We start from the raw sequence: 19,795 nt of genomic DNA, 5'->3' as shown, positions 1-19,795 counted from the left end.
ACGAAGGTTTGATTGATCGCAGGTATAGATTCACTGCAAGAGCTTCGCCAGCGTCCCCCACGCCCGCGCCGACTTTCCCTTTAGGCCCCGCTGCTTCCTGGCGGCTGGGCACGCCATTCTGCACGCCCTTCGAGCTACCTGATGAACACCATTGCCCCATTCAGTCGTCCGTCGCCGTCACCTGTCGCGCGCAAGGCGAGCCAGCGCCTGCGCCGGCGCGATGTGCGCGGTAGGTTCGTTCCCACCCTGACCTCGGTAGACCGCGGCGAGCCGGTGCTTTTCGTGGTGTCGGAGATGGCGGATTTCATCAAGGCCGGCGGCCTGGGCGATGTCGCCGCCTCGTTGCCGCGCGCACTGCGCAGCGCCTGTGATGTCAGGGTATTGATTCCGGGCTACCCGGAAGTCCTCTCACGCCTGCGTTCGATCGAAGTGGTCGGCAGCGTGGCGCCGCGGGGTCACCTGCCTGCCTGCCGCATCGGGCGTGCACTGCAGACCGACGGGTTGCCGATCTATGTCCTGTTGAACGGCCCGTTGTTCGATCGCGAAGGGTCGCCCTACGTGGACGCCGCAGGCAAGGAATGGAAGGACAACGCGATCCGCTTCGCGACCCTCTCGCACGCAGCGGCGGAAATCGCCGCCGGCCGCACCGGGATGGACTGGGCCCCGGGGCTGCTGCACCTCAACGATTGGCCCACCGCGCTGGCCGCTGCCTACGTGCGCTGGGACGGCACCGAAGTGGCCATTTTGTTGACCATCCACAACCTGGCCTACCAGGGACTGTTCCCGTATGCGCTTGCAGAGGCGCTGGGCATCCCGGCCGAACACCTGGAGGAAATGCATTTCTTCGGACACATGTCCTTCCTGCAGGCCGGCATCGTCAATGCCACGCGCTTGAACACGGTGAGCCTGCACTACGCCGAGCAGATCACCGCGCCGGCCGATGGCTGCGGGCTGGACGCACTGTTGGCGCGGCGCGCCGCGCGCGGGCACCTGAGCGGCATCGTCAACGGCATCGATGCAAGCTGGGATCCGCGTTCGGATGCGCACTTGAGCGCGCACTTCAGCGTGCAGCAGTGTGCAGGTCGCGCTGCCAATGCAGCGAGCGTGCGGCAGGCGTTCGGTCTGCGCGACAGTGATGGTCCATTGTTCGCGGTGGTCAGCCGTCTGGTGCACCAGAAGGGACTGGACATCACCTGCGATGTCGCCCCGCAGATCATCGCCGCCGGTGGCCAGCTGGTGGTCATCGGCGGCGGCGAGCCGCAGGTTGAAGAGCAGGTGCGCGCCCTTGCGCGGCGCTTCCCGGGGCAGGTCGGTGCCTGGATCGGTTTTGACGAACAACTGGCGCGGCAGATGTTCGCCGGTGCGGATTTCCTGTTGATGCCCTCGCGGTTCGAGCCGTGTGGACTCAGCCAGATGTATGCGCAGCGTTTTGGCTGCCTGCCCATCGCCCACGCCACCGGCGGACTGGTGGATACCGTGGACGACGGGGTGACCGGGTTCCTGTTCCACGAGCCCACCGCCAACGTCATGCGCCGCTGCGTCGAGCGTGCACTGCGCACCTTCCGCATGCCCAGCCTGCTGCGTTCGATGCAGCGCGCAGCGATGCTGCGGCCCAGTGGCTGGGATATCGCCGGGCGGCAATACCTCGACCTGTACCGGCAGGCACGGGTGGCTGCATGATGGAGGGTGAGCGCGTGCGGGACTCGGCCATTGCACAGGACCCTGTCCAGACGACGGTGACAGAAACGCTTCCGGGCGCGCTGCAGGCGCTGTCGCGGGGTGAACCAGCCGATCCCTTCGCCTGGCTGGGCGTGCACGGCGACGGCAACGGCGGATACCTGCTGAGAACGCTGCTGCCGGGTGCGCTGGCCGTCCATGCGCGGCTGCCCGGCGAGCCCACGGAGCGGGCCATGGCCGCGGCAGCAACCTGCGATGGCCTGTTCCAGCTTGCCGTCGCCGGTCCTGGCCGGGCGAGCCTGCGCATTACCTGGCCTGACGGCGAGCAGCGGCTGGACGACCCTTACGGGTTCTGGCCCGTGCTGCCGGATGACGTGCTGGATGGTGTGCGCGCGGGTGACGGCGAAGCCATGCGCGCGCTCGGAGCGGTTCCCATGCAGGTCGACGGCGTGGACGGGGTGCGGTTCGCGGTCTGGGCGCCGAACGCGCGGCGGGTCGCGGTGGTGGGCGAGTTCAACAGCTGGGACGGCCGTCGCCATCCCATGCGCCTGCGTCACGATGCGGGCGTCTGGGAACTGTTCCTGCCCGATATCGCCGCCGGTGCGCGCTACAAGTTCCGCATTACCGGGGCAGATGGGGTGGTGCTCGCCGACAAGGCCGACCCCATGGCGCGTTGGGCCGAGCTGCCCCCGGCCACCGCCTCGCGGGTCGCCCCCGCGCCGCAGCGCGAGTGGCAGGACAGCCAGTGGATGCAGCAACGCAGTGCCTGTTCGCACGCGCCGTTGTCGATCTATGAGGTACATGCCGGCTCCTGGCAGCGCGACGGCGAAGGCCACGAGCTGGACTGGAACGCGCTGGGCGACCGGCTGATTCCGCACGTCCAGGCACTTGGCTTCACCCACATCGAACTGTTGCCGGTGAGTGAACATCCGTTCGGCGGTTCGTGGGGCTACCAGCCACTCGGCATCTATGCCCCGACCGCGCGCCACGGCACGCCGGATGATTTCGCGCGCTTCGTGGAGCGCTGCCACCTGGCGGGAATCGGCGTCATCGTCGATTGGGTGAGTGCGCATTTCCCCAATGACGCGCACGGCTTGGAGCGCTTCGACGGCACCGCGCTGTATGAGCACGCCGACCCCCGGGAAGGCTTCCACCAGGACTGGCACACCCTGATCTACAACTACGGTCGCAACGAAGTGGCGGCCTACCTGATCGGCAGCGCGCTGGAATGGATCGAGCGTTTCCACATCGACGGACTGCGCGTGGACGCGGTGGCTTCGATGCTGTATCGCGATTACAGCCGCAACGACGGCGAGTGGGTGCCCAACGAGCACGGCGGGCGTGAGAACCTGCAGGCGGTGGCCTTCCTGAAACAGATGAACGCCACGCTGCGCGGACGTTTCCCGCAGGTGATGGTGATCGCCGAAGAATCCACCGCCTGGCCCGGCGTCACCGCCCCGGTGGAGCAGGGGGGGCTGGGATTCACCCATAAATGGAACATGGGCTGGATGCACGATTCGCTGCGCTACATGCAGCATGACCCCGTGCACCGCCAGCATCACCACAGCGAGATGACCTTCGGCCTGGTGTATGCGTTCTCGGAACGCTACGTGCTGCCGCTGTCCCACGATGAGGTGGTGCACGGGAAAGGGGCCCTGCTGGCGCGGATGCCGGGCGATGACTGGCAGCGTTTCGCCAACCTGCGCGCCTATTACGCGCTGATGTGGGCCCACCCGGGCAGCAAACTGCTGTTCATGGGCGGCGAGTTCGGGCAGAGCCACGAATGGAACCACGGTCAAGCGCTCGACTGGGAGCAGGCCGCACGCCCGCTCAACCAGGGCCTTGCAAGGTTGGTCGGTGACCTCAACCAGCTGCTGCGCCGGCATCCGGCGCTGCACCGCGACGAGCAGGATGAGCGCACCTTTGAATGGAGCATCGGCGATGACCATGCCAACAGCGTGTTCGCCTTCGTGCGCCACGATCCCCGAGGGGTGACACCGCCCTTGCTGGTGGTCAGCAACCTGACTCCGCTGCCCCGCCATGGCTATCGTGTCGGCGTGCCGCGCGCGGGGCGGTGGCGGGAGATCCTCAACAGCGACAGCATGTTCTACGCCGGCAGCAACGTCGGCAACGGCGGCGCGCTGGCAACCGAGCCGCAGGCGATGCACGGTCAGCCGCACTCGCTGCAGCTGACCCTGCCGCCGCTGGCCACGCTCTACCTGCAGGTGGATGCATGACGGCAGCGGTAAGGGAGCGACTGGGTGCATGGCCCCTTGGGGACGGCCGTTACCGTTTCTGCCTGTGGGCGCCCGACGCACGTGAGGTGGCGCTGGTGCTGGATGGCGAAGTACACGCGATGTCGCCGGGCGAGGACGGTTGCTTCCGCGTGGAGGCCTGCGGCAGCAGCGGGACACCTTACCGGTTCCTGATCGACGGCCAGGCGCAGGTGCCTGATCCTGCATCGCGCTGGCAGCCGCATGGCGTGGAAGGCGCCAGCGCGCTGCTGCCCGACGATGGCCATGTGTGGCAGGCGCGCTGGGAAGGCCGGCCGTGGCAGGAACTGGTCATCTACGAGGTCCACCTGGGGTGCAGCGGTGGCATCGCCGGCCTGAAGGCACAGCTGCCTGCGCTGGCGGCGATGGGCATCACCGCGCTGGAGCTGATGCCGGTGGCGCAGTTCCCCGGCCGACGCAACTGGGGCTATGACGGTGTATTCCCCTATGCACCGGCCGAAGCGTATGGGCATCCGGATGAGCTGAAGGGGCTGGTCGACGCCGCCCACGCGCACGGCATGGCGGTGCTGCTGGACGTGGTCTACAACCATTTCGGTCCGCAGGGAAACCTGCTCGCCAGCTACGCATCGGCGTTCTTCAACGACCAGGCCCCGACACCCTGGGGCGAAGCCATCGACTTCAACCAGCCCCAGGTCAAGCGCTTCTTCGTCGACAACGCACTGATGTGGCTGCAGGAATATCGCTTTGACGGTCTGCGGCTGGATGCGGTGCAGGCAATCACCCCGAACGCGTTCCTCGGCGAGTTGCTGCAGGCCATCCGCGCCGGCTGCGCCGACCGGCCGCACGTGCACCTGGTACTTGAGAACGAGCGCAACCAGGCCTCGTGGCTGCGCCAGGGGTACCAGGGGCAGTGGAATGACGACCTGCACAACGCACTGCATGTGATGCTCACCGGTGAGTCGGAAGGCTACTACGCCGACTATGCCGGGCGCGCCCCCCAGTTGCTTGCGCGGGCGCTTTCGGAAGGATTCGCCTGGCAGGGCGAGCGCAACCACAAGGGCGAACTGCGCGGCGAGCCGAGCGCCGACGTGCCTCCCCAGCATTTCGTGATCTTCGCCCAGAACCATGATCAGATAGGCAACCGGGCGCTGGGCGAGCGACTGGTTTCGCTGGTGCCCGCCCATCACGCACGTGCCGCGCTGGCGCTGGTCCTGCTGGTCCCGATGGTGCCGCTGCTGTTCATGGGTGAACCGTGGCAGGCCAGGCAACCGTTCCTGTTCTTCACCGATTACCTGCCGCCGCTGGACGAGGCGGTGCGCGAAGGCCGTCGGCGCGAGTTCGCCGGGTTCGCGGCATTCGCCGATGCCGACCAGCGGCAGCGGATTCCCGATCCCAATGCACGCTCCACCTTCGAGGCCTCACGTGTCGCCCTGCCGGCGGCCGACGATGCGCAGGCCGCTGATCATCTCGCCGTGTTCACCACGCTGCTGTCGTTGCGCCGCCGTTATCTGCAGCCCGGGCTTGCGCATGCGCGCCCGCTGGGCGCCCGCGTGCTGGGCCCCGGTGCCGTGCAGGCGGGCTGGCAGCTCCCCGATGGCCAATGGTGGATCGCGCTGAACGTCGGCGAAGCTGCGCTGGGGCACGAACTTCCCGACGGGACACGGGTATGGCAACAACAGGACGCAGCGCCCGGGCAGATCGCCGCCGGCAGCGTGTGCGTGCATTGGGTGCCGCGATGAGCAGCGAGCACGCGCTGCTGCTGCGCGCGGCGGAGGCCGGCCTGCAGGTCCGTTGGACCGATGTGGCTGGCGTCGAGCGGGAGGTCGCGCCGGATGTGGTCGAAGCGGTGCTGAGGTCGCTGGCAGACAGTGCCGGAGCGGCAGGCGCCGCCCCGCCTCTGCTGACCTGCGTGGTCGGGCACACGCTGTCGGTGCCCGGCGCGGGCAGCGGCGAAGCCCACTGGGTTGCAGAAGACGGCACAGCGCAACCAGCGCGGCAGACAGGGGCAGGGCAGTGGCAGGCGCCCCCGACTCCCGGCTATTGGCACTGGGCCCAAGGCCCGCGGCTGCAGGCTGTGGCGGTGGCGCCGCAGCGCAGCTGGTTTCCCGGACCAGGCACCGCTTGCCGTCACTGGGGTGTCGCCGCACAGGTCTACAGCGTGCCCGGAACCGGGGACGGCGGGATCGGTGACAGCGCCGGCATCGCGGATTGGATCCCGCGCCTGCGCGCGCACGGAGCCACGGCGATCGCGCTTTCGCCGATCCACGCCAGCATGCCGATCCGCAGCGGCTTCAGTCCCTATTCGCCGAGCGACCGGCGCTGGCTTGAACCCCTGCACGGCGCCCCCCTGCAGCAGCTTCCCGAAGCCGCCGCGGCGGTACGCGCAGCGGATGCCGACCTCGATGCGCGGCTTGCCGCCCACGAAGCCGATGAGCAGATTGAATGGGCCGAGGCGGCCGCTGCCAAGTGGCAGTGGATCGGCCGGTTGCCGGCCTGGCTGCAGACCCATCGTCCCGGACAGTGGCGCCAGATCGAATCCGAACTGATGGCCGGTGGTGCGCCGTTGGCCTCATGGGCTGCCCAGACCGCGGCGTTGTCGCGCAGCCCGGCGTCCCTGCAGGCGTTTGGCCAGTGGCTGGCGCAGGCCAGCTGGCGCCAGCTGCAGCACGACGCCCGCCAGGACGGGATGGCGATCGGCCTGATCGCCGACCTTGCAGTGGGATTCGATCCGGCCGGTGTCGAGGCGCAGGACAACGCGGGTGCCGTGCTGCAAGGCCTGGAACTCGGCGCGCCACCGGATGCATTCAATCCGCATGGCCAGGCGTGGGGCATCACCAGCTATGCGCCCGGCGCGCTGCGCGCCCAGGGCTACGCGCCGTTCATCACCCTGCTGCGTGCAGTGATGGCGCAACGCGGCGGAGTCCGCATCGACCATATCCTGGGCCTGCTGCGGCTGTGGGTTTTGCCGCGCGGAGCAGGTGCCGGGCAGGGCATCTATCTGCGCTACCCCTTCGATGACCTGCTCAACCTGCTGGTGCTTGAGTCCTGGCGCAACCGCTGCGTGGTGATCGGCGAAGACCTGGGCGTGGTACCGCCGGGCATCCGGGATGCGCTCGCCGCGCGCGGCGTGCTGGGCATGGAAGTGCTCGCCTTCAACCGCGATGAACAGGGCTTCCTGCCCACCGCGCAGTGGCGGAAATCGGCCGTGGCGATGTCCTCCACCCATGATCTGCCTCCGGTGGCGGGTTGGCTGCAGAGCCGCGACCTGCAGTGGCGCAGGCGGCTGGGCTGGAACGACGAAGCCGCCGACCAGAGGCAAACGGTACAACGCCAGGCCGAGGTCCAGCAGCTGGCTGCACGGGCGCGCGCCGAAGGCGTGGACAGCGGAGACCTGCAGCGCGATGCGCTGGCACTCACCGCGCGCGCACCGTCCGTACTGGCCCTGCTGCCGCTGGAAGATGCCACGGCAAGCATCGAACAGCCGAACCTGCCGGGCACCGTGGAAGCGCATCCCAACTGGTGCCGCCGGATGGCATCGCACGCTGATGACGCGGCGATCGAAGGACGGCTGGCGGCCTTCGCTGCACAGCGCAGGCAGGGAGCCATTGCATGACGATGCTGCGCGCCACCGTTCGCCTGCAGCTGCACGCCGGCTTCGATTTCGATGCGGCGGCTGCCCAGGTCGACTACTTCGCCCGGCTTGGCATCAGCCACCTTTACCTGTCCCCGATTGCCAGCGCCGTGCCGGGTTCGACGCACGGCTATGACAATGTCGATCCCACCCGCATCAGCCCGGAGCTGGGCGGCGAGCAAGGCTTCCATCGACTGTCCGATGCCGCCCGACAGCATGGGATGGGCATTCTGCTGGACATCGTGCCCAACCACATGGCGGTGCATCCTGCCAATGCGTGGTGGAACGATGTGCTGCGCAATGGCCGGCGCAGCGCACACGCAGGTTGGTTCGATATCGACTGGGACGCCCCGGAATGCGACGGCAGGCTGTGGCTGGCGGTGCTGGACAGGCCGTTGGCTGCCGCCCTTGCGGACGGCGTGCTGCATCTGGACATCGATGGAGAAGGGCCCTGCCTGCGCCACCACGATCTGGCACTGCCGCTGTCGCCGCTGAGCTATCCGGCGCAGGCAGACAGCTGGCCTGGGTGGATCGCGCGTTGCCAGCGCAGCCCTCAACGGATGCAGGATGTGCTGCAGCGGCAGGCGTATCGCCTGGGCTGGTGGCGTACCGGCGCCGACCATGCCAACTACCGGCGCTTCTTCGACATCGATGGCCTGGTCGCGCTGCGGATGGAGCTCCCGGAGGTCTTCGACGCCGTCCACGCATTGCCGCTGCGCCTGGTCGCCGAGGGCCATGTCGACGGTCTGCGCGTGGACCATGTCGATGGATTGGCTGATCCGCAGGGGTACCTGGGTCGGCTGCGCAGCGGTCTGGATCAGGCTGCCATGGCGTCCGGTCGGCCCGCCGAGGCGATCACCCTGCACGTGGAGAAGATCCTGGCCGATGACGAAGCGCTGCCCGCCGACTGGGCCTGCGACGGAACCACCGGCTACGACTTCATGGACCAGGTCGGGGCGCTGCTGCACGACAGCGAAGCCGGACCTGCCCTGCACGCACTCTGGCACTCGGCCAGCGGCGATGCCCGCAGCTTCGACCAGCACCAGCAGCAGGCACGCCTGCAGATGCTGCAGGGTTCGCTGCGTTGCGACTTCGACCGGCTGCTGCGGCTGCTTGATGCCCAGCGGCGGGCCGATCCCGCCGCGGCCGACATCACCGGCGGCATGCTGGAACGGGCCCTGCGGGCCCTGTTGCAGCATTTTCCGGTCTACCGCACGCATGGGCTGCGCTCGGCAGCGGATCGGGCGTGGCTGGCGCGTGCTGGCGACGACGCCGCCGCCCAGCTGGGGGAAGGTGACCGCGCCGCGCTCGAGCAGCTGTGTGTCTGGTTGCACGGGAATCCCGCCGTGCTGACCCGGTTTGAACAGCTGACCGCACCGCTGAATGCCAAGGCGGTTGAAGACACCGCGTTCTATCGCTACGGGCGGCTGCTGTCGCGCAACGAGGTCGGCAGTGATCCAGGCAGGCTGCACCTGCCGCTGGAGGAATTCCTGCTGCGGGCACGGCAACGCGCGCAGCAGTGGCCGCGCGCGATGCTGGCAGTGGCCACGCACGACCACAAGCGCGGTCCGGACGCGCGCTGTCGTCTGGCCGCGGTGAGCTGCAACCTCACGCACTGGTCAGCCCGGTTGGCGCAGTGGAACGAGCTCGCCACGCAGGCCGGTCGCCCCTGTCCGCTGCCGGGTGCAGAGACCCTGATGGTGTGGCAGACGTTGCTGGCAAGCTGGCCGCTGCAGGCTGAACGCGTGGATGCCGGCTTCATCGGCCGCGTTGACGGGTGGTTGCAGAAGGCCCTGCGCGAAGGCAAGCAGATGAGCAGCTGGAGCGATCCGGACCGCGCGCTCGAACAGGCGGCATCGGACTGGCTGGCATGGCTGGGCAGCAGCCCGCAGGCGGCGCCGCTGCGCTCGGCACTGGACGCGTTCGTGCACGCCATCGCACCGCACGCCGCGCGGCTGGGGCTGGTGCAGCTGGCGTTGCAGCTGTGCTGCCCCGGGGTACCGGATCTGTACCAGGGCAACGAAGGCTGGGACACCAGCCTGGTGGATCCGGACAACCGACGCGAGGTCGACTACCTGCAGCGGCGCGCATGGCTCGGCTCGCCGCCAGACTGGCAGCAGGCCCTGCAGGAACACTGGAGCGGGGGCAGTCCCAAGGCGCTGCTGCTGGCGACCCTGCTCCGTCATCGCGCTGCGGTGCCAGCGCTGTTCGCCGATGGCTCGCTGACGCTGCTGTCTGCCAACGCCGGTGCGTGGGTCCTGTCGCGACAGCTCGGTGACGACCAGCTGCTGCTGGTGCTCGACACGACGGCACGGCTGGAAACGCCCCTGGCGCCGGGCACGCTGCTGCGCGAAGAGGATAGCGGGCGCGCCCGCGTCGGCCTGCCTGCGGGCCACTGGCGCAGCCTGCTTGACGCGCGCCGCTGCGAGGGTGGGGACGACATCGAGGCAGATGCGCTGCTGGATGGGGCGCCGCTGGCGATATGGGTATTGGACAACGGAGAGAATGATGGACGCTGAGGAACGCAAACGGCGTACGGCCGCGCTGGCCCACCAGATTTGGGAGGCCGAAGGGCGCCCGGACGGCCAACAGGTACGCCACTGGCAGATGGCCGAGCGCCTGGTGCTGGCCGATATCGAAGCCGCTCATGGCAAGCAACCGGAGGAGGCAGCCGTTGGCGCTCCGTAAATGGACGCAGACCTCGCGCGTGCGCGAGGGTCTGCCGTATCCGCTGGGTGCAAGCTGGGACGGACTGGGCGTCAATTTCGCACTGTACTCGCGGCACGCCACCAAGGTGGAGCTGTGCCTGTTCGATGCCCGCGGGCGCGAGAAGGAACGCATCGCCTTGCCCGAGTACACCGACGAAATCTGGCACGGCTACCTGCCCGATGCGCGTCCCGGCCAGCGTTATGGCTACCGGGTGCACGGGCCCTATGCGCCGGACGCGGGCCATCGTTTCAACCCGAACAAGCTGTTGCTCGACCCGTATGCCAAGCAGATCGTCGGCGAGCTCAAGTGGGCTCCCCACCTGTTCGGTTACACCATCGGTCACCGCGACCGCGACCTGAGTTTCGACCGCCGTGACAGCGCCGCCTATATGCCGCGTTGCGCGGTGGTCGACCCCGCTTTCAGCTGGGGCAATGAACGCGCGCCCGCCACCCCCTGGGACCGCACGGTGATCTACGAAGCACACGTGCGCGGACTCACCATGCGCCACCCGTCGGTGCCGCAGGACGAGCGGGGCACGTTCTCGGCGCTGCGCCACGATGCGCTGGTCGATCACCTCACGCACCTGGGCGTGACCGCAGTGGAGCTGCTGCCGGTGCACGCCTTCATCGATGACCAGTACCTGCTGGATCAGGGCCTGCGCAACTACTGGGGCTACAACTCGATCGGTTTCTTCGCACCGCATCCGCGTTACCTGTCGCAGGGCACGGTGGCGGAGTTCAAGCAGATGGTGGCACGCATGCACCATGCCGGGCTGGAGGTGATCCTGGACGTGGTCTACAACCACACCGCCGAAGGCAACGAACTGGGCCCGACGCTCTCGTTCAAGGGCATCGACAACACCAGCTATTACCGGCTGGGCGATGACCGGCGTTACTACATCAACGATACCGGCACCGGCAATACCTTTGACCTCACCAATGCCGGTGCGCTGCGCATGGTGATGGATTCGCTGCGCTACTGGGTGACCGAAATGCGCGTGGACGGATTCCGCTTCGACCTCGCCACGATCCTCGGGCGCGAGAAGCATGGCTTTGATCCGTCCTGCAGTTTCCTCGACGCGGTGCGGCAGGATCCCGTGCTGAGCCAGGTCAAGCTGATCGCCGAGCCGTGGGATATCGGTCCGGGTGGTTACCAGCTGGGTGCCTTCGCGCCGGGCTGGGCCGAGTGGAACGATCGATTCCGCGACACCAGCCGCGCGTTGTGGCGGGGCGATGGCGGCCAGCTTCCCGGTTTCGCCGCACGCTTCACCGGGTCGGCCGATCTGTTCGACCATCATGGGCGCCGCCCCTCGGCGAGCATCAATTTCATCACGGCCCATGATGGATTCACGCTGCACGACCTGGTGAGCTACCAGCACAAGCACAACCTTGCCAACGGAGAAGATGGACGCGACGGGCACGACCACAATCTGTCCAGCAACCATGGCGTGGAGGGCGAGACCGACGACCCGTCGATCCTGGCCCTGCGCGCGCAGCAGATGCGCAACCTGCTCGCCACGCTGCTGCTTTCGCAGGGCACCCCGATGCTGTTGGCGGGCGACGAGTTCGGCCAAACCCAGCACGGCAACAACAACGTGTACTGCCAGGACAACGAGCTGGCCTGGATCGATTGGGAGCGCGCCGAGCAGCCGGCCGCGCAGGCGCAGGCCGCCTTCGTGCGGCGCCTGTTGCTGCTGCGCCGCCGCTACGGACTGCTCCGGCGCAACCGGTTCCTGCGCGATGCCGGGCAGCACAGTGGTGACATCCATTGGCTGACGCCGGAAGGCCACCGCATGCAGGAGGCCGACTGGCACGACGGCGAGCGCCGGGCGTTGACCATAGTGCTGGACGGACGCAGTCCGGCGCCGGCGCACGCGTCCGGCCGCAACGTCAGCCTGGCCCTGCTGATCAATACCGGCGGCTCGCCGCAAGTGTATCGGGTCGCCCTGGAAGGCATGGATTTCCGCAAGGTATTGCTGCAGACGCCCGAGCTGCCACTGCACCAGGATGACGAGGGGCTTTGGGAACTGCCCGGCCACAGCCTGTGCCTGCTGGCAGCCAGCAGCAGTTGAAGGCGGTGGGCAGGTGGCGCATCCAGCGGCCGCGCCACCTGCCCGCAAACGGTGTCAAAGCGCAACAAACCATCCCGTCACGTTCCGTTGCGGTGCACTGCGTCCATCATCGTGCTGTATTCATGGCGCCGCGATGTGGCGGGGCTACTCCTGGAGGCAGTGTGTGACGGTGACGAACGTGGACAATGGCGGGCTGGCGGGCAAGCGGATACTGGTCGCCGAAGACGAATACAACATCGCCATGTTCCTGGTGGAATATCTGCAGATGAAGGACGTCGACGTGGTCGGTCCTGCCGGAAACCTCAAGGCGCTCGATGCGCTGCTGGACGCGCAGCCGGTGGACGGCGCGCTGCTGGACATCAATCTCGGCGGGGAGCTGGTATATCCGCTGGCGGACCGCCTGCGCGATGGCAACATTCCCTTCGTGCTGACGTCGGGTTACGACGACAACGTACCTGAGCGCTTTGCCGATGCCCCGCGCTGCGGCAAGCCCTACCGCCTGGAAGCACTGACCCACGCATTGGAACAGGCGCTGCAGGCACGTCACGTGCCCGGCAGCAGCTGACTTGGCCATGGCCAGCCATCTGGATCCGCGCCTTTCGCCGCAGTCCGGCCGTCCGGTCGATCATGCGGGGTTGATGGGCACAGGCGCCCGCGGCGGGATGCGCGAGCGCATCCAGGGCCATGACTGGGCGGCGTCACCGCTGGGGAGCATGGATGACTGGCCCCCGCACCTGCGCGCCTGCGTGGACCTGATGGCTGCCCACGGCTTCCCGATGATCGCGCTGTGGGGCCCCGACCTGCTCCAGATATACAACGACGGGTACGCTGAAATCATGGCGGACAAGCACCCGGCCGGGCTGGGCCAGCCGACGGCGGAATGCTGGCCGGAAGTCTGGCACATCAATGAACCGCTCTACGAACAGGTGTGGCAGGGCAGGACCCTGACATTCTCCGACAAATGCTATCCCCTGCGCCGTCACGGCCGCTTGCAGGATGTGTGGTTCACCATCACCTACAGCCCGATGCGCGCCTGCGATGGCTCGATCAGTGGCGTGCTGGTGACCATGTTCGACACCACCGCCGAGCACGTGGCGCGGGTGGAGCGCGAGCGTACCGAGCAAGAGCTGCGACAGACCAATGCCGCGTTGCAGGCCAACGAGGAGCGGTTCCGCCAGTTTGCCGCCGCTTCGTCCGATGCGCTGTGGATCCGCGATGCCGACAGCTTGGACACCGAACTGCTGAGCACCGCCTTCGATGCGGTGTACGGGCTGCGCCCGGGGCAGGCGTCAGGCGCGCTGCGTTGCTGGGCGGCGCGGGTAGTGCCTGATGACCGGCAAGCCGCCATTGATGCGGTAACCGGAGTGCGCGATGGCCTGCCGCGCGTCCATGAGTTCCGCGTGCAGCGCGAGGACGACAGCCGGTTCCGCTGGGTGCGTGACACCGTTTTTCCGCTGTTCGACCAGCAGGGACGGGTCAGCCGGATCGCCGGCATCGCCCGCGATGTCACCGAAGAACGACGCTGGGCCGAGCATCAATCCGTGCTGGTGGCCGAGCTGCAGCACCGTGTACGCAACATCATGGCCACCATCGGCTCGATCACCCTGCGCACCCGCGAATCGGCAACCAGCGTGGATGACTACGCGCAACGCCTGTCCGGCCGGGTGATGTCACTGGCACGCACGCAGGCCCTGCTGACCCGCGCCGGCAACGTCGGCATCGATCTGCGGGGCCTGCTCAACGACGAGCTCTCTTCTTCGTCCTACGGCGCGCAGCGGGTCGTGCTGCACGGACCGACCGTCATGGTGCCGCCGAAGGCGGCCGAGGTGATGTCGCTGGCCATCCACGAACTGGCCACCAATGCGTTCCGACATGGCGCACTGCGCGATCCTGACGGCAGGCTGGAGGTCAGCTGGCAGGTGCGCGAGGACCCGCAGCAGCAGCGCTGGGTCGACCTGCACTGGGTTGAAACGCATGCTGCGCGTCCGGGTTGGGAGCCGCCGGCCCGCCGCGGCTTCGGCACCTCGCTGATCGAAGACCGGATTCCGTATGAGCTGGAAGGCGAGGGCCATCTGCAGGTGGCTGAGGAGGGGACCGAGGCACGCATTTCCTTCCCGTTGCGGCATCGTGACAGCATCCTGCAGACGGATGCGCCGCAGGGCACGTCCATTGCCGGTGGTTCGGTCGACCTGGGCGATGCCGGGCTGCTTGCCGGTCATCGCGTCCTGGTGGTGGAGGATGATTTCTATCTCGCCCATGACACCGCCACTGCGCTGCGCAGCGCCGGCGCCGTGGTGCAGGGACCGTGCTCGACCCTGCAGGCCGCGCTGCAGCGGCTGGATGGCGGCGGGGTGGATGCGGCGGTAATCGACATCAACCTCGGGCAGGGCGCCGAGACCGGAGTCATCGCTGCCCTGCAACGGGCAGGGCTGCCGTTCGTGGTGGTCACCGGCTATGACGAAGGGGCTGCCTCGCTCGAAGCGGGTCGCTTCGTGCGCCTGCAGAAGCCGGCTACGCCGGCAGGAATCGCCCGCGCGCTTGCGCGTCTGGTGCAAGCCGGGACGGCCTGATTCGCTGATGCGCGGAATCTTGAAGCGCCGCGTCGCCTGCCTCGCTCGAATACCCCGGCGCCGCCGTCACGGGGCGTTCCCGTAACGCAGGCCAGCGGGCGGCGATGCTGGGCCGGGGGCAGACGGCAATGCTAGCCTTTACTCCCGCCGCAACGCTCCCCGCCCATGGATTACCGGCTTTTCCTGTTCGACCTGGACGATACCCTGCTGGATTTCCGCGCATCCGAACGGCTCTCCTTCGCCCGTACGCTGTCCAGCCTCGGTGTCGAAGCGGCGGTGGACCCGCTGTATGCCACCTACCAGCAGTGCAACCGTGCGCTGTGGGAGGCGCTGGAGCAGGGAAGGGTGGACAAGGATTTTCTGAAGGTCGAGCGCTTCCGGCGCCTGTTCGCGGCGCATGCCATCGACGCCGATCCGGCGCGCGCCGGCCAGGTCTACCTGGAGTGGTTGCCGCAGACGGTGGTGCTGGTGGACGGTGCACGCGCCGCCTGCGAAGCGTTGGCGGCGATCGGCGAGATCGGCATCATCACCAACGGCATCGAGCAGGTGCAGAACCGGCGCATCGCGGTATCCGGGCTGGCCGACCTGATCAGCTTCGTGGCGACGTCCGAAGCCTGCGGCCACGCCAAGCCGGACGTGCGTTTCTTCGCCTACGCCACCGCCATGGCCCGTGCTTTCCAACCGCAGCGCACGATCATCATCGGTGACCGGCTGGAAGCGGACATCCTGGGTGCCAACCGCTTCGGGATCCACAGCTGCTGGTTCAATCCGGACGCTGTTGCGCTCACCGGCGAGGTCCTGCCTACCTGGCAGGTTGAAAAGCTCAATGACCTGCCTGCCGTGCTTGGAGTGAGCTGAACGCCTCGGCCGGGCGCGGCGCTGCGCCTGCTTCTGCGCAAGGATGCACGGCACGCACACGCCGGCATTGCAGGACGCTTACATGGCAGCCTCTACGGTGGGGCTTCATGCCGTAGCGCACCACACAGAGGAAAGACCATGACCGAGCACGCTCCCATCCCCGAAGGCACGTTGATTGTTGTCGCCGACGGCGGCTCGGCCCGCGTTTTCACCAACGTCGGCAGCAAGACCGAGCTCAAGCTCAAGCAGCAGGACGAACTGGTGCTGCGCGATGTCAGCCAAGCCGGCGTCTCCGGACAGGGGCCTTCCGGTGCGGTGCCCAAGGACATGAGCATCGCCCAGCTCAACGAGGCGACGTTCGCCAAGCAGCTGGCCGAGCAGTTGAACGATGATGCCCTGAACAACCGCTACACCCACCTGGTGCTGGTGGCCGATCCGCAGACACTTGGCCGGATCCGTCCGCAGTTGCACAAAGAAGTGCAATCGCGGCTGGTGCGTGACTTGGCCAAGGATTTCACCAACGCACCGCTGGAAGACATCCAGCGCGCACTGGGCTGAGTCATGACAATGCCTGCAGGAACGCCGCAGCCGGAGCCACTGCGATCGGCTGTAGATGCCAGCGAGGGCTGGCTTCTGCTTGAGTTCGGAGCGACATGGTGCGGTCACTGCCAGGCCGCCAGGCCGGTGGTGCAGGCGTTCGTGCAGGGTCATGCGCTTGACCACCTGTGGGTGGAGGATGGCAAGGGGCGCCCGCTGGGGCGCTCGTTTGCGGTCAAGCTGTGGCCCACGCTGATCCTGCTGCGTGACGGGCAGGAGGTGGCGCGGGTGGTCCGGCCTTTGCGCGAGCACGACCTCGCGCCGCTGCAGAATGCGATGGCGGTCTAGCAACAACGCAATGCAGCATGAACGGCGCGCGCGCCGATGCTAGGATCGGGTTCCCTGAATCGATCTAAATGCCGCCCATGCCAAACCGTGCGAAGCGTCGATGGATACTTCTTGCTGCCGCAATGCTGCTGGGCTCGGCGGCAACCGCGGCCGGTGCTGCCAGCGTGGGTGAGCGCGCTTTCGCTGCCGTCGATCCGTTCATCGGCACGGCGGGCGAGGGGCATACCTATCCCGGTGCGACCGTGCCGTTCGGCATGGTGCAGCTGAGCCCGGACACGCGCATCCAGCCACGCGAAAAGGCCTATGGCTGGGCTGCCGGTTACCGCCACGACGACAGCAGCATCGTGGGCTTCTCGCACACTCATTTTTCAGGCTCTGGCCATTCCGACCTCGGCGATGTCCTGCTGATGCCCTACACCGGCGAGCCCGGTCTGGAACGCGGCGATCCGGACAAGCCGCGCAGTGGTTATGCGTCGCGCTTCAGCCACAAGGACGAGCGCGCCGAGCCGGGCTATTACGCAGTGACCCTGGACGATTACCGCGTACGCGCCGAGCTGACCGCGAGCGAGCGCGTCGGCGTGCACCGCTATCGTTTCCCGGCAGGGGAGCAGGCCAAGGTGCTGCTGGACCTGCGCACCAGCCTGTACGACTACCCCGGCAAGATCCTGTGGTCGCGCCTGCGCGTGCATGAAGACGGCACGGTAACCGGCTTCCGCGAAACCAGGGGCTGGGCACCGGGACGGCAGTTGTACTTCGCGATGCGTTTCTCGCGTCCGGTCACCGGGCATGCGCTGCACAACACCGAAACCGACATCGCCTACAAGGGCTTCCCGCCGCCGGGGCACGGCTCACCATTGCAGCGGGCACAGGTGGAAGGCCGCCAGCTGGTGGCGACCTTTGATTTCGGCAGGCTCGACGGTCCGCTGGTGGCGAAGGTGGCCATTTCCTCGGTGAGCGAGGCAGGTGCCATCGCCAACCTGGATGCCGAGGTGCCAGCGTTTGACTTCGACCGCATACGCGCCGATGCGAAAAAGAAGTGGATGGAAGCGCTTGCGGTGGTGGACATCGAAGCGCCGTTGCCGGACCGCCGCAGCGCTTACACCGCGTTGTACCACTCGCTGCTCGGGCCGACCCTGTCGATGGACGTGGATGGGCAGTACCGTGGTCCGGACAATGCGGTGCACCGTGCCGAAGGGTTCCGCCACCATTCCACGTTCTCGCTGTGGGATACCTATCGCGCCCTGCATCCGCTGCTGACCCTGGTGCAGCCGGAGCAGCGCAACAGTGATTTCATCAATTCGCTGATCGCCCACCAGGCGCACAGCCCTTACGGCATGCTGCCGGTGTGGTCGTTCCATGGCCAGGAAACCTGGTGCATGATCGGCTACCACGCCGTGCCGGTGATCGCCGATGCCTACCTGAAGGGCATCCGCGGCTTCGATGCCGACAAGGCGCTGGAGGCGATGGTCGCCACCGCCAATTACGGTCCTTACGACGGCATCGCGCAGTATCGCGAGCTGGGCTGGGTGCCGATCGACGAGGAAGGCGAGGCGGCCAGCAAGACGCTGGAGTATGCCTTCGACGACTGGACCATCGCGCGCATGGCGCAGGCGATGGGCCGCACCGAGGTCGCCGCCGAGTTCGGCAAGCGCGCGGGCAACTGGCGTCATGCGTTCGACAAGGAGACCGGCTTCATGCGCGCGCGCAAGCGCGACGGTAGTTTCCGCACCCCGTTCGATCCGTCGGCCAGCGGCTATGGCACTGATTACACCGAAGGCAACGCCTGGCAGTATTCCTGGTACGTGCCGCAGGACGTGCAGGGCCTGGCCGATGCACACGGCGGCAGCGACGCGCTGTTGAAGCGGTTGGACCAGGTGTTCGAGGCCAAGGTCGACCCGGCCGTGTTCGAGCACATGGAAGACATCACCGGGCTGATCGGCTGGTATGCGCACGGCAACGAGCCCAGCCACCACGTAGCCTACCTGTACGCCCATGCAGGCCAGCCGTGGCGCACCCAGGCCCGCCTGAAGCAGATCATGGACACCCAGTACGCCGATCGCCCCGACGGCCTGGCAGGCAATGACGACCTCGGCCAGATGTCGGCGTGGTATCTGTTCACCGCGCTGGGTTTCTATCCGGTGGCACCGGGCAGTGGCGAGTACATTATCGGCCGGCCGTTCCTGCCCAAGGCGACCTTGAACCTGCCCAATGGCAAGGTCTTCACCATCGTCGCCGAAGGCCTGACGGCGGGACATGGCTACATCGCCTCGGCCACGCTCAACGGCAAGCCGCTGCAGCGTGCGTTCCTGCGCCACGACGAGATCATCGCCGGGGGCGAGCTGCGATTCGTGATGCAGGCCGAACCCAACACCGCATGGCCCGGAAAGGACGCCGAACGGCCGTATTCGATGTCCCGCGCGTTGCAGCAGTAACCGGCGTACCTGCCCATGGCGGCGCGTCCTGCTTGCCGCCATGATCGGTGGACCCGGAACCCGCAGGTGGCACGATGTCGATGGTGTTATCGCTGATGATGCTGGGCTTGGCACTGACGCACGCAGAGGGCGCCGCCGCCGCCGCCGCGTCTAAGGTCCCTACCGATTCCGAGGCGCGCACCGCGGTACGTGCGGTGCTGCAGCGGATTCCCGGCGATGATATCCAGCATGATTACCGCCCATTGCAGGTCCGCGTAGCGGACCTTGATGGCGACGGTGTCGCCGAGATCATCCACGTCTACAGTTCCACCTATACCGGCGGAACGTTTGAACAGTCCAACGAGTTGGTGGTGATGACCGCGCTCTCCGAAGGCGACCGCCGCGGTCAGGTGCTGCATCCGGGTGCGAACGCCATCGATGACAGCGACATGGCGGCCATACGCGCCGCCGGATATGCCACCGATGCCGAGGAGCATGTGCCTGGCCGACTGGACGCGCTGCAGGTGGCCGATGGAAAGATCATCGTGCGTTTCACCGCTGCGGCGGGCTCTACGTTCTGCTTCGAGAAGGACCGGGAGCGTGCGAAGCTCGAAGGCTGCCCGACGCCGGGTCCGCATGTGTGGCGGTTTGATTGGAGCCCGGGGCAGTTGCAACGCATCCAGTGACCGATAGCGCTGCGCTGCATTTGTTCTTTTATTTCATCACGCCGCTGGCGGCCATTGGGACCT

General features: G+C 67.4%; 14 protein-coding genes. All 14 read left to right on the top strand.

Features of this window, described 5'->3' with window-relative positions:
- Positions 1 to 141 precede the first annotated feature (141 nt).
- Positions 142 to 1,680, top strand: a complete 1,539-nt coding sequence (gene glgA / locus ACI2JH_RS00670) for a glycogen synthase GlgA (RefSeq protein ID WP_404735131.1) — start codon at positions 142 to 144, stop codon at positions 1,678 to 1,680.
- Entirely contained in the window at positions 1,677 to 3,914 is a 2,238-nt protein-coding gene (glgB, locus tag ACI2JH_RS00665; protein WP_404735130.1) for a 1,4-alpha-glucan branching protein GlgB, read from the top strand. The genes glgA and glgB overlap by 4 nt, the downstream gene beginning before the upstream one ends.
- Positions 3,911 to 5,650, top strand: a complete 1,740-nt coding sequence (treZ, locus tag ACI2JH_RS00660; protein WP_404735129.1) for a malto-oligosyltrehalose trehalohydrolase — start codon at positions 3,911 to 3,913, stop codon at positions 5,648 to 5,650. The genes glgB and treZ overlap by 4 nt, the downstream gene beginning before the upstream one ends.
- A complete protein-coding gene (gene malQ / locus ACI2JH_RS00655; protein WP_404735128.1) occupies positions 5,647 to 7,524 on the top strand; it encodes a 4-alpha-glucanotransferase in 1,878 nt (625 codons plus the stop codon). The genes treZ and malQ overlap by 4 nt, the downstream gene beginning before the upstream one ends.
- A complete protein-coding gene (gene treY / locus ACI2JH_RS00650) occupies positions 7,521 to 10,061 on the top strand; it encodes a malto-oligosyltrehalose synthase (protein WP_404735127.1) in 2,541 nt (846 codons plus the stop codon). The genes malQ and treY overlap by 4 nt, the downstream gene beginning before the upstream one ends.
- Entirely contained in the window at positions 10,051 to 10,230 is a 180-nt protein-coding gene (locus ACI2JH_RS00645; protein ID WP_101100656.1) for a DUF2934 domain-containing protein, read from the top strand. Before treY ends, ACI2JH_RS00645 begins: the two co-directional genes overlap by 11 nt.
- Positions 10,217 to 12,322, top strand: coding sequence for a glycogen debranching protein GlgX (gene glgX, locus ACI2JH_RS00640; protein WP_101100657.1), 2,106 nt, complete (start codon positions 10,217 to 10,219; stop codon positions 12,320 to 12,322). The genes ACI2JH_RS00645 and glgX overlap by 14 nt, the downstream gene beginning before the upstream one ends.
- A 163-nt stretch (positions 12,323 to 12,485) precedes the next feature.
- Entirely contained in the window at positions 12,486 to 12,887 is a 402-nt protein-coding gene (locus tag ACI2JH_RS00635; RefSeq protein ID WP_232767830.1) for a response regulator, read from the top strand.
- Positions 12,888 to 12,894: 7 nt separating this feature from the next.
- A complete protein-coding gene (locus ACI2JH_RS00630; RefSeq protein WP_404735126.1) occupies positions 12,895 to 14,892 on the top strand; it encodes an HWE histidine kinase domain-containing protein in 1,998 nt (665 codons plus the stop codon).
- A gap of 165 nt (positions 14,893 to 15,057) precedes the next feature.
- Positions 15,058 to 15,750 (top strand): YjjG family noncanonical pyrimidine nucleotidase, encoded by a 693-nt coding sequence (locus ACI2JH_RS00625; protein WP_404735125.1) that lies wholly within the window; start codon positions 15,058 to 15,060, stop codon positions 15,748 to 15,750.
- A 138-nt stretch (positions 15,751 to 15,888) separates the two neighbouring features.
- Positions 15,889 to 16,308: a host attachment family protein gene (locus ACI2JH_RS00620; protein WP_042613567.1), complete on the top strand. Its 420-nt coding sequence runs from the start codon at positions 15,889 to 15,891 to the stop codon at positions 16,306 to 16,308.
- Positions 16,309 to 16,311: 3 nt separating this feature from the next.
- Positions 16,312 to 16,635 carry a thioredoxin family protein gene (locus ACI2JH_RS00615; RefSeq protein WP_101100661.1) on the top strand — a complete coding sequence of 108 codons (324 nt, stop codon included), beginning with the start codon at positions 16,312 to 16,314 and terminating at the stop codon, positions 16,633 to 16,635.
- A gap of 77 nt (positions 16,636 to 16,712) precedes the next feature.
- Positions 16,713 to 19,067 carry a GH92 family glycosyl hydrolase gene (locus ACI2JH_RS00610; RefSeq protein ID WP_404735124.1) on the top strand — a complete coding sequence of 785 codons (2,355 nt, stop codon included), beginning with the start codon at positions 16,713 to 16,715 and terminating at the stop codon, positions 19,065 to 19,067.
- Between the two features lie 74 nt (positions 19,068 to 19,141).
- Positions 19,142 to 19,732: a hypothetical protein gene (locus tag ACI2JH_RS00605; RefSeq protein WP_404735123.1), complete on the top strand. Its 591-nt coding sequence runs from the start codon at positions 19,142 to 19,144 to the stop codon at positions 19,730 to 19,732.
- The last annotated feature ends 63 nt before the right edge of the window (positions 19,733 to 19,795 follow it).

The organism is Stenotrophomonas sp. NPDC078853, from assembly GCF_044901215.1.
GTDB classification, from domain to species: Bacteria; Pseudomonadota; Gammaproteobacteria; order Xanthomonadales; family Xanthomonadaceae; genus Stenotrophomonas; species Stenotrophomonas lacuserhaii.
This window is presented reverse-complemented; position numbering and strand designations above follow the sequence as displayed.

Excerpts from the sequence above, each read along its gene's own strand:
- treZ (WP_404735129.1), top strand. The coding sequence starts at position 3,911 with ATGACGGCAGCGGTAAGGGAGCGACTGGGTGCATGGCCCCTTGGGGAC.
- ACI2JH_RS00645 (WP_101100656.1), top strand. The coding sequence starts at position 10,051 with ATGGACGCTGAGGAACGCAAACGGCGTACGGCCGCGCTGGCCCACCAG.
- ACI2JH_RS00605 (WP_404735123.1), top strand. The coding sequence starts at position 19,142 with ATGTCGATGGTGTTATCGCTGATGATGCTGGGCTTGGCACTGACGCAC.
- ACI2JH_RS00625 (WP_404735125.1), top strand. The coding sequence starts at position 15,058 with ATGGATTACCGGCTTTTCCTGTTCGACCTGGACGATACCCTGCTGGAT.
- treY (WP_404735127.1), top strand. The coding sequence starts at position 7,521 with ATGACGATGCTGCGCGCCACCGTTCGCCTGCAGCTGCACGCCGGCTTC.
- ACI2JH_RS00620 (WP_042613567.1), top strand. The coding sequence starts at position 15,889 with ATGACCGAGCACGCTCCCATCCCCGAAGGCACGTTGATTGTTGTCGCC.
- glgB (WP_404735130.1), top strand. The coding sequence starts at position 1,677 with ATGATGGAGGGTGAGCGCGTGCGGGACTCGGCCATTGCACAGGACCCT.
- glgA (WP_404735131.1), top strand. The coding sequence starts at position 142 with ATGAACACCATTGCCCCATTCAGTCGTCCGTCGCCGTCACCTGTCGCG.
- ACI2JH_RS00610 (WP_404735124.1), top strand. The coding sequence starts at position 16,713 with ATGCCAAACCGTGCGAAGCGTCGATGGATACTTCTTGCTGCCGCAATG.
- ACI2JH_RS00630 (WP_404735126.1), top strand. The coding sequence starts at position 12,895 with ATGGCCAGCCATCTGGATCCGCGCCTTTCGCCGCAGTCCGGCCGTCCG.
- ACI2JH_RS00615 (WP_101100661.1), top strand. The coding sequence starts at position 16,312 with ATGACAATGCCTGCAGGAACGCCGCAGCCGGAGCCACTGCGATCGGCT.
- malQ (WP_404735128.1), top strand. The coding sequence starts at position 5,647 with ATGAGCAGCGAGCACGCGCTGCTGCTGCGCGCGGCGGAGGCCGGCCTG.